This window comes from Paenibacillus sp. sgz302164 (assembly GCF_056120505.1).
In genome coordinates, this window is sequence record NZ_JBVYOL010000008.1 from 267,544 (window position 1) to 279,378 (window position 11,835).

Below are 11,835 nucleotides of genomic sequence, written 5' to 3' on the forward strand. Positions count from 1 at the left end.
ATTGGGTATGCACGAAAGCAGCTCCGTCGGACGGACTGCTAAAAGGGGGAATGGCTTGTGGAAGATATCCTGCAGCATCTGAAAAATATCGGCTTCACGGAGCTTGAAGCCAAATGCCTGCATGTGCTGGCGGAATCAGGCACGCAGACGGGCTACGAGATCGCCAAGCGGCTGGGCGTTTCCCGCTCTAACGTCTACTCCGCGCTGCAAAAGCTCGCGGAGAAAGGCGTCGTGCTGACGAGCCACGGCGAGCCGACGCATTACCAAAGCGTGCCGATCGCGGAGATCGGCGGCAAAATCGAAGCGGAGCTGCAAGCTTCGATCCGCTTCGTCAAGGCGCATATGCCGCAGCAGGATGCGCAGCGGTCCGAGTACTTCAGCCTGGAGGGCGACGCAAAGGTCGTGGAGCGCATCCGCACCGAGCTGAGGAAAGCGAAGGAGGAGGCGCTTCTCGACCTGTGGTCCGAAGAAGCGGAGCTGCTGAAGGACGAGCTGGTTCACGCGCAGGAGCAGGGCGTGCGCGTGCTCGTATCGTGCGTCGGGGAGGCGGAGCTTCCAGGCGGGATAGTTCTGTTTCCGCACGGCCGTGAGGAAACATGGCAGGAACGCGGCGGGCGCAAGTTCACGCTGCTGATCGACCGCAAGCTCGCGGTCATCGGCACGAGAGGCGGCGGCGAGCCTGCGAAAGCGATGCTGACGGAGCATCCGGCGATGGTGGAGCTGCTGCTCAACAACTTTTTCCACGACATTGTGATGCATGAGCTGATGAAGGATATGGGCGCCAAGCTGGAAGACAAATACGGCAAAAACTTTAAAAAGATCGTGCAAAAGTATACCGAAGCCGTCAAGCCGGCCGAGGCGAAAGTTATCGAGGGGAAAAGGCGCAAAAAGAAATGACGGCGCCATTTGTGAAAGGAGAAGTGTTGGCAGCGATGGATAAAACCGGCATATTGCAGGCCGCCGAAACGTATGTGAAGGCCAAGCTTGAAAAGGACAGCAGCGGCCACGACTGGTGGCACATTTACCGCGTCGTGCAAGCGGCGCGGAGGATCGCCGCCGAGGAGGGCGCCGACGGCTTCGTCTGCGAGCTGGCGGCGCTGCTCCACGATGTCGCCGACGATAAGCTGAACGCGGATCCCGCGGCGGCGGAACGGGATCTGCGCGAGTGGCTCGCCGCCAGCGGCACGCCGGCGGCGGAGATCGAACATGTGCTGGAGATCATCGGCACCATGTCGTTCAAGGGCGGCGCGCGTCCGCCGATGCGCACGCTGGAAGGCCGCGTCGTGCAGGATGCCGACCGGCTGGATGCGATCGGCGCGATTGGCATCTCGCGCGTGTTCGCGTATTCGGGCTGGAAGGGACGCCCGATTCACGATCCTTCCGTCATGGTGCGGGAGCACATGACGGAGGCGGAGTACCGCGGCGGCAACGATACTGCGGTCAATCATTTTTATGAGAAGCTCCTGAAACTGAAGGAGCTGATGAATACGGACTTCGCCCGCCGGATGGCGGAGGAGCGGCACCGCTTCATGGAGCTGTACCTGGAGCAGTTTTACGCGGAGTGGGAAGGCGACAAATAAGCGGACCGGCGCGCGGTTCCGGCTGGGAGCGCGCCCGTGTCCCCGACATTGACGGTACGGACCGGCAAAAAACTCCTCGGCCGCCATGGCATCAGGGCAAAATCTGCGAAAGTCAGGCTGTGGGGAAACCTAATGTGGTCGAACGACCGCTGTCATGCAGCACAACACCGCTCGCTGGGAGCTGCGCGCGGTGCGAAAAAAACGCCAGAGCCTGTCGCACCATTTGCCTGTTTGCGCGAAGAAAACCTGCAAAAGTACAGTTTTTGCTCGATGGATATGCCTGACCACGAAAAATTCCTGCAATTGTGCAGGCTTTTCGCCTCGAACATGGGCCTAGATTCAAATTCATCGGAAATTCCTGCACAATCGCAGGCTTTTCGTCAAAATGGACTGTTTTTAAGGGAAAAACCTGCACTTTTGCAGGTTTTTCCTTACCAAAGCCGTCTTGTCCCCCCCTTCTTCAGCTCGGCGACCCGCGCAGGAGAGGTGTGGGCTGGGGAAGAGTGGATGTGCATCCTTTCCGCCTCCATGGTTACCGAAGGATCGAGCCTTTCCCGGCGTTCTTTCCGCCTTCAGAGTTGCCAGAGGATCGAGTCGTCTCCGGCAAGCTTTCCGCCTTCAGCGTTGGTGAACGCTCAAGCTGCCTCTAGCATGCTTTCCTCCCTCAGCGTTACCGAATGAGCGACCCGGCCCCAGCGGGCTTGCTTTTGGAAGTTTTCCGCAGCCAATCCCCCGCACTGCCGTCTCGCTCCGCTGCTGCGCTATGTTTTGCTACGATCAGCCTTTGGTCCGCTGCGCGATACGTCTATTTCAACGACCCGGAAGGCGATAAATAAGCCTTCTTTTTTCTTTTCCAATGGACCGGCTGCGAATTGCCGGGAAGTTCCATCCGGCAAGTTGAATTTTGTGATAAAATAAAGTGAAATGAAAAAATCAACCTTGAGCAGAAAGAGATGCTAAATGAAAAAAGAAGCGAAATATATGGCAACAGTTTCTTTGGGTGTGATGGGGGCCGGATTCGTCGCTACGCTGCCGTTTTCTTCATCGGCATGGGTTGCGTTCCTGCAAGGCGGTTTCGAAGCGGGCGTCGTCGGCGGGTTGGCGGACTGGTTTGCGGTCAGCGCTTTGTTCCGGCATCCGCTGGGCATTCCCATCCCTCATACGGCGCTGCTTCCCCGCAACCGGGAGAAGATTACGAAAGCGCTCGTATCTACGGTGGAAAATGAACTTCTCTCCAAAGAAACGATCCGGCTGCGGCTGCAGCAGATTCGTTTTTTGGAGCGCGGTTTGGAGATAGCTGAGCAGCAGTTGCACAGCGAAGCGATTCATGGCGCGCTGACGCTTCTTGCCAAACAGGCGGTTCAGGCGGTCGATACGGAAAAGCTGGCGCCTCTGCTCGCGGAGGAGCTCCGCCAAGCGCTGCAGGATATCGATACGGGTCGATTGATCCGGTCTTTGGTCGATGGCGTGACGGAACGAGGCTATGACGGGAAGACGCTTGATTTTATGCTGGACAGAGCGGAGGCCTGGGCGGTCAAGTTTGAAACGCGCGATATGCTTGGCGCCGCGGCGATCAAGGCTCTTGAAGGGCTGCAGTCCAACGGCTTCATGGCTTTTGCGGTAAATGCCTTTATTGGCATGCTGAGCGAGGACAAGGTCGGAGCGATTATTCAAAACTTCATCCTTTCCTACATCGAGCAAATGAGAGCGAAAAACCACCCGCGGCGGGAAGCTTTCCTCGACTACATCCGCCGGGAGCTGAACAAGCTGGATTCCAACCCGCAGCTGATCGCGGAGTTGGACCGTCTCAAGACGCGTCTGCCCGAGCTGTTCTCGCTGGAAGAAAAGCTGTCCGCTCTGCTGCTGCGCCTTAAGGAGAAGGCGGTGGCGTTCGTGGAGCGTCCCGATTTTGCAGCCGAATATGTGGTGCCGATGCTGTCCGGCGCGCTTGCTTCTTTGAGAGCCAATCCTGACAGAATGGATAAGGGAGAGCAGTGGATTCAGCAGCAAATCGCCGGCTATTTGGAACAAAATCATAGCAAAATCGGTCAGCTTGTCAAAGAAAATCTGGAGAAGCTCGACAACGACACGCTGATCGAGATGATGGAGGACAAGGTCGGCAAGGACCTGCAGTGGATTCGCGTCAACGGAGCGATTTGCGGCTTTATTATTGGGCTCGCCTTGACTGGCCTGAAGCTTTTGACGTAACCGGTTCCTGCTTTTGCGAGCGGATGGCGGCATTGGCTGCAATAACGGGACGACCCGAATGGAGGTGCCAGGTTTGATTGAAATTAAGGAAGTCAGCAAAACTTTCACGCAGCGCATCGGCGGCAGCTATACGGCGTTGGACAATGTGTCCCTGACGATACGAAAGGGAGAGTTCGTTTCCCTGCTCGGGCCGTCCGGCTGCGGCAAATCTACGGTTCTGAACCTGGTCGCAGGTCTGGAGCCTTACAAGCAAGGTACGATCGAGGTGAACGGCAAAAAGGTTACGGGCCCCGGCGCGGACCGCGTCGTCGTCTTTCAGGAGCACGGCCTTTTTCCGTGGCTGACGGTGCTGGACAATGTGGCTTTCGGCCTCAAACAGCGGGGAATCGGCAAAAAGGAGCGCCATGAGCTGGCGATGGAGCAGATCAAGTCCGTGCATCTCAGCCGCTTCGCGGACCGCTACCCGCATGAGCTGTCGGGTGGCATGCGGCAGCGGGCGGCGATAGCTCGGGCGCTGGCGATGGACCCGGAAATTTTGCTGATGGACGAGCCTTTTGCCGCTCTGGACGAGCAGACCCGGCTTATTTTGCATAAGGAACTGGAAGAAATCTGGATGCGTACGCGCAAAACGATTCTCTTCATTACGCATAACATTCGCGAGGCCGTCATTTTGTCGGACCGCGTCGTTGTCATGTCCACCCGTCCGGGCAAAATCAAGAAGGAGTTCGCCGTGAAGGCGGCAAGACCGCGGGACAGCGCGGATTCGGTGCTGCATCATGTGGAGAATTCGATCATGGCTGCGCTGGCGGACGAGCTTGAAAAGGTAGTAAGGGAGGAAACCGGCGATGAGTACAGCATCAAGAAGAACGATTTTTCTGGTACTGCTTCTGATAGCGTGGGAGGCGGGATTTAGAATTTTCGGGTGGGGCTGGAAATTTCCTTCCGTTACGCAGACGCTGCAAGCTTTTTATGACGGCTTTGTGCACGGCGAACTGCTTCAAGCGACTATAGCGAGCATGGTCAGGCTGCTTATTTCTTTTGTGATCGCCACCACGGTTGGCGCAACGCTCGGCTTTTTGTTCGCGCGTTTTCGTCTGCTGGATGATACGATCGGTTTTGTGGTGGTCGCTTTGCAAACGATTCCGAGCATCGCCTGGCTGCCTTTTGCCATTATTTGGTTCGGTCTTAACGAAACTTCGGTTATTTTCATCACGACGCTGGGCGCTACCTGGACCATGGCCTTGTCCAGCCGAACCGGCATCAAAAACATTCCGCCGATCTATTTGCGCGCCGCGCAGACGATGGGGACGGGAAACGGCTTCAGGATGTTCGTGCAAGTCATGATTCCGGCGGCTCTGCCCCATATGATCAATGGACTGCGTACGGCTTGGGCGTTCGCGTGGCGCGCGCTTGTCGCCGGCGAGCTGATTGCCAAGGGCGTCGGGCTTGGCCAGCTTTTGCAGGACGGGCGCAATTTGGGCGATACTTCGCTGATGCTGTGCATCGTCATCATGATCGCGGTGCTTGGCACGGTATCCGACCATTTTTGCTTCAAAAAGCTGGAAGACAAGGTGCTGGAACGGTACGGCCTAGCCGGGTCCAAGTCATAACGGGAGAGCGGCGAGATGAAAAAAATAGCATGGATCATGTCGGTGCTGCTGCTTGTTTCCGCTTTGCTGACGGCTTGCGGGGAGTCCGAGGGTTCCGCAGGGAAGGCCAAGAAAGTGCGGCTTGGCGTGTTCAAAAATGTGACGCACGCCGCCGCGTACATCGCGCTTGAAAAAGGTTACTTCCGCCAAGCCTGGGGCGATGATGTCGAGATCGAAGTTTCCGCTTTCGATAACGGCTCCGACCTCTCCATCGCCATGGCGACCGGAGATATCGATATCGGCTTTGTCGGGCCGGGGCCGGCGACGACGTTTTTTTTGAAAAGCCGGAACTACCGCGTCGTATCGGGCTCGAACAATGGCGGTGCCGTGCTCGTGGCGCGAAACGGAGCGGGAATTAACAGTGTAAAAGATTTAACGGATAAAACGGTCGCCATTCCGTCCAAAGGGAATACGAACGAAATCTCGCTGCGGATGCTGCTTGGCCAGGAAGGCGTGCCCATCGGCAAAGACAAGGGCATGGCGCACCTGATCGTGCGCTCCCCTTCGGATACGCTGATTTCGTTCCGCCAAAAGGAGATCGACGCGACTCTTGTACCCGAACCATGGGGAACGCAGCTGGAAAAGGCGGGGCTCGGCAAAGTGATCGTGGACTGGGACCGCATACCGCCTCACAACGGCGATTATCCGACCGTCATCATGGTGGCGAGCGACAAATTCCTGCAGCAGCAGCGCGATCTGGTGAAGGGCGCGATCAAGGCGAACATGGAGGCGATCGATTTTCTGCGCAGCAACCCTGAGCAGTCGTACGATCTGATCAACAACGAGCTGAAAAAGTACTCCGGCAAAGGGATGGATAAAGCGTTGATCAAAGCTTCGCTTTCCCGGCTGAAGCTGACGACGGATGTGGACGTGAAAGTGATGGAGGAAATGGCGAAAGTGTCGATCGACGCCCGTTACATTAAGGGTGTGAGCAAAGACGAGCTCGACTTGAGCCCGTTCGTGGATCTCTCTTTGCTCGAAGAAGTGAAGAGCGGCAAGTAATGCGAAGAGCCCGTTTCCGCCCGCAAGGGAGGAGGGGCTCTTTTCTTTGGCGCGCAATGAGGCTCCCTCGACCGGAGCGCGCTCCACCACAGGAGTCTGGCGGTCGGAGTTACTTTTTGCTGCTCACGCTGCATCACCAGTGCACCTTCTACTTGGATCATCGGGCAGACTCCTGACCGGAAAACCTGCGAAAGTGCAGGCTTTTTCGATGAAAACGGTCCTTTTTTGGGAAAAGCCTGCGAAAGTGCAGGAATTATCCGCCATGAAGGGGGTTAAGCCCTGGATTGAGCGAAAAGCCTGCGGATTTGCAGGAATTTCCCAAGGCAAGCATGCTAAGGCGAAAAAAGATGTATTTTTGCAGGCTTTCTGAGCGTCGCACCCGACTAGACAGAAAAATTTGCTTGTCCAGAAGTCCGGCGGTCGGAGTTACTGTAGATCATCGGACAGACTTCTAGAGCCGCGGATGGGGTTCCTGCACAGTTGGCTGCTAATTTGGTTGCTGCGGAGTGTTCGCCGGTTATTGGCGTTCTGCCCGGGGGAGTTCCGGGAAATACTGCTTTACAACGATAAACGTTTCGGGTATACTCTCAATTGTGGAATCGATTACTCAATTGTGCGGTTCATGAGGATTAAGGAGATAGGTTATGGGTAATATTACAATCAAGGAAATTGCAAGATTATCCGGCGTGTCCAGCGCAACGGTCTCTAGGGTGTTAAACAACAACGGCAGATTTTCGGAAGAGACCAGGAAAAGGGTTATGGACGTTATCGGTAAGTTCGAATACCGTCCCAATATCGTTGCCAAAAGTTTAAGAACCAGCAAGTCCAAGACAATAGGGGTAATCGTCCCGGATATTACGAATGAGTTTTTTGCCAGCATCGTGCTTGCGATCGAAGCGTACTGCCTCTCGCATGATTATTCGGTGTTTATTTGCAACACGAGCGAAGACGCGGAAACGGAGAAAAAGTACATTGCCGACCTGGAAGCCAAAGGTGTAGACGGAATCGTCTACTGGTCGGGGAACGCCGAAATTCCCGTCGAGCTGGTAACAAGCCCGATTCCCGTAGTTTGCATCGACCGGAAGCCGAATTATAAGGCCAGCGGCAAAAGTATTGCCGTGATCGAGTCCGACAACTTCGGAGGCGGCTATCAGGCGACCGTAGAGCTGCTTGAAAAAGGTTGCAGAAAAATTGTGTTTTTAAGAGACGAACGCGATGTTTCCACGATGATCAACCGGTATAACGGATATTTGCATGCGCTTTCCGAATACGGCTGCAATCTGGGCCTGGAATACGTCATCAAGACGAAGGTGGATGTAGACTGCGCCAAGCAGGCGATGTCCGGTTTTGTCGCCAAAAACTACGAATTTGACGGCGTTTTTGCGACGACGGATTGGCTGGCGGTCGGGGCTTTGGTTTCGCTGCAGGAGCACGGGATTCAGGTGCCAAGTGATGTCAAGCTGGTCGGCTTTGACAACATCAGCGTGTCCCAGTACATCTCGCCGTCGATCACAACGGTGAAACAGGATACGCAAAGATTGGGAACGGCAACAGCGGAAAATTTGCTGGATATGATTAATCAGCGCGCCGACCGGGGCCATTCTTCCAGCGTTGTAGTCCCTGTAGAAATATTGAGAAGAGCTTCCACCGGGCTTTCATAGTTTTTCAATCGGGTACCCAAGAGAGGAGGTGCTTCTTTTTTGGAGAATGGGTAATCGATTGCTCAACATACATTGCAAACAAAAAACGGGAGGTTTTACTGGTGAACAAAAAAGCGGGTTCTTTTATTTTTGCCATCATCATGATTGTTGCCCTAGTACTGTCGGGCTGCTCCAAGCAAGAGACACAGCCGCAGGGGGCCCAAGCAAGCGCCGATAGCGGTGCCAAGCAAGGAGACAAACCGAAAATTGCGGTTATTTTGAAATCGCTTGCAAATCCGTTCTGGTCCACGATGAAGGCGGGCATCGAAAAAGAAGCGAAAGAAAAAGGGCTTAACGTCGACATTTTTGCCGTCGCTTCGGAGGACGATTTGCAAGGACAGGTGAAAATTTTCGAGGACGCGATGAACAAAGGCTATGCCGGTATCGCCGTTGCTCCGCTTTCGCCGGTGAACCTGATTCCGAGCATCGTTCAGGCGAACGAAAAAGGAATTTATGTCGTGAATATCGACGAGCAGGTGGACGTTAAAGAGCTGAAAAACGCCGGAGGGTATGTGTTCGCTTTTGCCACGACGGATAATGTGAAAGTTGGCGAAAAAGGAGCGAAGGCGATCGTCGACAAATTGGGCGCTGCAGGCGGCGAGGTTGCGATTATGGAAGGCAAGGCAGGCAATATTTCCGGCGAAGCAAGAAAAAGCGGCGCTGAAAAGCTGTTTAAATCCACGCCGGGCATCAATTTGGTGACAAGCCAGCCGGCCGACTGGGACCGCACGAAAGCGCTTGACGTAGCAACGAACATGCTGCAAAGATTTCCGAACTTGAAAGCGATTTATGCGGCGAACGACACGATGGCGCTGGGCGCTCTCCAGGCTGTGACGAATGCGGGCAAAGATAGCCAGGTCATCGTAGTAGGCACGGACGGCAATCCGGAGGCGCTCGAATCGGTAAAAGCGGGCAAACTGTACGCTACCGTTGCGCAAGACCCTGCCTTGATCGGCGTAACCTGCGTGCAAAAACTCGTCGGGGTTATTGAAAAGAAAGCGAAAGGCAGCAAGGATATGGAAGCGGAGTTTGTCGCAGTCGATTCCAACTTGATTAAGAAGTAACGAACCGGGGATCCCTGCACGCCAATGAAAGCGCATTATAACGAATCAAGGTGAACGGCGGCGTCCCCGTGTTTAAGCAGGATAAAAGGGCTGCAGCCGGGGGCGTTCTCAGGGACCTTCTCAGCAAAGGAGGAAGTCATTTGGAATGCCTGGTGGAAATGAATCATATTTCGAAGCATTTTTCCGGGGTCAAAGCGCTGCAAAATGTTTCGTTTCAACTGCTCGCAGGCGAAGTGCACGTGCTGCTGGGTGAGAACGGAGCGGGCAAGTCGACGCTGATGAAAATTTTATCCGGGGTGTATGAGCCTACGGAGGGGAGCATCGTCATTTGCGGCAAAGAGTTCGGCAAATTAACTCCCAAGGAATCGGTCGACCAAGGGATCAGCATTATTTATCAGGAGTTGAGCCTTGTCAACGAGCTGTCCATCGCCGAGAACATTTTTTTGGGCAAGCTGCCGATGATCAAAAAGTTCGGTATTCCGGTCGTCGATTACTACAACATGGAGGCTCTGGCCGAAAAAATGCTGGAAAAGATCGGGCTGAAGCGTTCTCCGAAGGAACTGGTCGAAGCGCTGTCGATCTCTGAAAAGCAGCAGGTCGAGATCGTCAAATCGATCGCCGCAAGAGCAAAGGTCATCATTATGGACGAACCGACGTCTTCTTTGACGATGGAAGAGACCAAGAAGCTGTTTGGCATTATCCGCCAGTTGAAAAGCTACGGAGTCGGCATCATTTATATTTCCCACAAGCTGAACGAACTGCTCGAAATCGGCGACCGCGTCAGCGTTTTGAAAGACGGCAAATACGTCGGAACGCGAAACATCAAAGACGTGACCCGGGAAGATCTCGTAACGATGATGGTAGGCCGGGCGGTCAATGAGCGGCATTTGCGTCCGGAGGACAGCGAGCACCGGGGGAAGACGGAAGTTTTGCTCAAAGTCGAAGGGTTGACGAGAAAAGACAAGAAGGTCAAAGATGTCAGCTTCGAGCTGTATAAAGGCGAAATTTTAGGCTTCGCCGGTCTGATCGGTTCCGGAAGAACGGAGCTTATGAATGCTCTTTACGGCGCCGAGCCTGTCCAATCCGGGCGGATCGAGCTGTTCGGCCGGGAAGTGAAGGTGAAAAACCCGTTTCACGCGATCAAGCTCGGCATCGGGCATGTGACCGAAAACCGTAAAGAGACCGGGTTTCTGAAAAATTTTGAAATTTGGAAAAATGTTTCGATTTCCCGGATGCTCAAAGATTCCAAGCTCGGGGGAACTTGGGGGCTCGTGAACCGGAAATGGGAAAAACAAGTGGCCGCCGAGTACAAAGAATCGATCCATATCAAATGCGCCTCCGTCGAACAAAACATTACGGAACTATCCGGCGGCAACCAGCAAAAGGTGCTGATCGGCAAATGGCTGGCGGCGAATTCCAAATTGATTATTTTTGACGAGCCGACCAAAGGAATCGACGTAGGGGCCCGCGGAGAAATATACAAAATTATGCGAAGCCTGGCGGAGCAGGGAATCGGCATTCTAGTCGTGTCTTCGGAGCTGCCTGAACTGCTCTCCGTATGCGACCGGATCATCGTGTTCAAGGAAGGTTCCATTAACGGGACATTATCAAATGAAGAGGCTACGGAAGAAAACATCATGCTGGCCGCAACTTCATAGGGCAAGGGGCAAACGATCATGCAGAAATTTAATGTCTTTTGGAGCAAGTACGGCACCTTCGGCATTTTGATTCTGATTGTGCTGATGCTGGGGATTTTGTCTCCGCAATATTTTTTAACGGCAAATAACTTGACGCAAGTCGTGCTGCAAAGCGCGATCACCATTCTGGTCGGCTGCGGCGAATTTTTCACCATTCTCATTGCCGGGATCGACTTGTCCGTCGGTTCCGTGATGGCGCTGACGGGCATGATTACGGCGAAGCTGCTGGTGGCCGGCGTTCCCGTGCCGCTTGCGATTTTGCTCGGAGGAATTGTCGTAGGCGCGCTGCTCGGCGGTTTTAACGGATTTTTGGTCAATAAAACGGGCCTGCATCCCTTTATTGTCACGCTGGGCACGATGTCGATCTATCGCGGGATTACGCTGATCATTTCCGACGCGAAGCCGGTATTCGGCTTGCCGCAAACGTTCAAAAGCGGAGTGGCCGGATGGCTGGGCCCGATCCCGATTCCCGTCATCATCGCGCTTGCGGTAGCTTTGTTCTTCATGTTCGTGACCGATAAAACGAAGCTCGGCCGGAATATTTACGCTTTGGGCGGGAACAGCCAGGCCGCATGGTTTTCGGGCATCAATATCAAGCTGCATACGCTTGTCGTTTTTGTGATATCCGGCATTGCCGCCGGGATTGCGGGGGTTGTCATGACCGGCCGCCTGGGCGCTGCCGAGCCTTTGTCCGGATCGGGGTATGAAACTTTTGCCATCGCAGCCGCAATTATCGGCGGAACGAGCTTTTTCGGCGGGAAAGGCAAGATTATCGGCGTCGTGATGGGCGGTCTCATCATCGGCGTTATCAACAACGGGCTCAACATTCTCAGCGTACCGACCTACTATCAGCAAATTGTGATGGGTTCGCTCATTATTTTGGCTGTTGCGCTGGACAAATTGTTTGGAGTAAAGAGATAATACCAATCGGATAG

Annotated in this window: 12 protein-coding genes; all 12 read left to right on the plus strand. The window is 54.4% G+C overall.

Annotated features, from left to right (window positions below; genetic code table 11):
- Positions 1-57 precede the first annotated feature (57 nt).
- The 12 genes from AC0LWT_RS15710 to alsC all read left to right on the plus strand — a co-directional run bounded on the left by AC0LWT_RS15710 (position 58) and on the right by alsC (position 11,821).
- The gene (locus AC0LWT_RS15710) at positions 58-897 is read left to right on the plus strand and encodes a TrmB family transcriptional regulator (RefSeq protein WP_474682199.1); all 840 of its coding nucleotides are present in this window, start codon (positions 58-60) and stop codon (positions 895-897) included.
- On the plus strand, positions 894-1,580 hold the full coding sequence (locus AC0LWT_RS15715) for an HD domain-containing protein (protein WP_474682200.1): 687 nt from the start codon (positions 894-896) through the stop codon (positions 1,578-1,580). The genes AC0LWT_RS15710 and AC0LWT_RS15715 overlap by 4 nt, the downstream gene beginning before the upstream one ends.
- Before the next feature lie 36 nt (positions 1,581-1,616).
- Positions 1,617-2,261: a hypothetical protein gene (locus AC0LWT_RS15720; RefSeq protein ID WP_474682201.1), complete on the plus strand. Its 645-nt coding sequence runs from the start codon at positions 1,617-1,619 to the stop codon at positions 2,259-2,261.
- A 279-nt stretch (positions 2,262-2,540) separates the two neighbouring features.
- Positions 2,541-3,788 carry a DUF445 domain-containing protein gene (locus AC0LWT_RS15725; protein WP_474682202.1) on the plus strand — a complete coding sequence of 416 codons (1,248 nt, stop codon included), beginning with the start codon at positions 2,541-2,543 and terminating at the stop codon, positions 3,786-3,788.
- A gap of 73 nt (positions 3,789-3,861) precedes the next feature.
- A complete protein-coding gene (locus AC0LWT_RS15730) occupies positions 3,862-4,701 on the plus strand; it encodes an ABC transporter ATP-binding protein (RefSeq protein WP_474682203.1) in 840 nt (279 codons plus the stop codon).
- Complete coding sequence (locus AC0LWT_RS15735; RefSeq protein ID WP_474682204.1) at positions 4,634-5,398, plus strand: ABC transporter permease; 765 nt, start codon at positions 4,634-4,636, stop codon at positions 5,396-5,398. The genes AC0LWT_RS15730 and AC0LWT_RS15735 overlap by 68 nt, the downstream gene beginning before the upstream one ends.
- A gap of 15 nt (positions 5,399-5,413) precedes the next feature.
- Positions 5,414-6,439 (plus strand): ABC transporter substrate-binding protein, encoded by a 1,026-nt coding sequence (locus tag AC0LWT_RS15740; protein WP_474682205.1) that lies wholly within the window; start codon positions 5,414-5,416, stop codon positions 6,437-6,439.
- A 46-nt stretch (positions 6,440-6,485) separates the two neighbouring features.
- Positions 6,486-6,809: a hypothetical protein gene (locus tag AC0LWT_RS15745; protein ID WP_474682206.1), complete on the plus strand. Its 324-nt coding sequence runs from the start codon at positions 6,486-6,488 to the stop codon at positions 6,807-6,809.
- A 274-nt stretch (positions 6,810-7,083) separates the two neighbouring features.
- Positions 7,084-8,100 carry a LacI family DNA-binding transcriptional regulator gene (locus AC0LWT_RS15750; protein WP_474682207.1) on the plus strand — a complete coding sequence of 339 codons (1,017 nt, stop codon included), beginning with the start codon at positions 7,084-7,086 and terminating at the stop codon, positions 8,098-8,100.
- 101 nt (positions 8,101-8,201) lie between these two features.
- Entirely contained in the window at positions 8,202-9,203 is a 1,002-nt protein-coding gene (alsB, locus tag AC0LWT_RS15755) for a D-allose transporter substrate-binding protein (RefSeq protein ID WP_474682208.1), read from the plus strand.
- A gap of 140 nt (positions 9,204-9,343) precedes the next feature.
- Positions 9,344-10,861 (plus strand): sugar ABC transporter ATP-binding protein, encoded by a 1,518-nt coding sequence (locus AC0LWT_RS15760; protein ID WP_474682209.1) that lies wholly within the window; start codon positions 9,344-9,346, stop codon positions 10,859-10,861.
- Positions 10,862-10,879: 18 nt separating this feature from the next.
- Positions 10,880-11,821: a D-allose ABC transporter permease gene (gene alsC / locus AC0LWT_RS15765; RefSeq protein ID WP_474682210.1), complete on the plus strand. Its 942-nt coding sequence runs from the start codon at positions 10,880-10,882 to the stop codon at positions 11,819-11,821.
- Positions 11,822-11,835: the final 14 nt, after the last annotated feature.

What these genes read in the sequence shown, in the direction of transcription:
- AC0LWT_RS15715 (WP_474682200.1), top strand. Translation starts at nt 894, where the DNA reads ATGACGGCGCCATTTGTGAAAGGAGAAGTGTTGGCAGCGATGGATAAA.
- AC0LWT_RS15725 (WP_474682202.1), top strand. Translation starts at nt 2,541, where the DNA reads ATGAAAAAAGAAGCGAAATATATGGCAACAGTTTCTTTGGGTGTGATG.
- AC0LWT_RS15735 (WP_474682204.1), top strand. Translation starts at nt 4,634, where the DNA reads ATGAGTACAGCATCAAGAAGAACGATTTTTCTGGTACTGCTTCTGATA.
- AC0LWT_RS15740 (WP_474682205.1), top strand. Translation starts at nt 5,414, where the DNA reads ATGAAAAAAATAGCATGGATCATGTCGGTGCTGCTGCTTGTTTCCGCT.
- AC0LWT_RS15750 (WP_474682207.1), top strand. Translation starts at nt 7,084, where the DNA reads ATGGGTAATATTACAATCAAGGAAATTGCAAGATTATCCGGCGTGTCC.
- alsC (WP_474682210.1), top strand. Translation starts at nt 10,880, where the DNA reads ATGCAGAAATTTAATGTCTTTTGGAGCAAGTACGGCACCTTCGGCATT.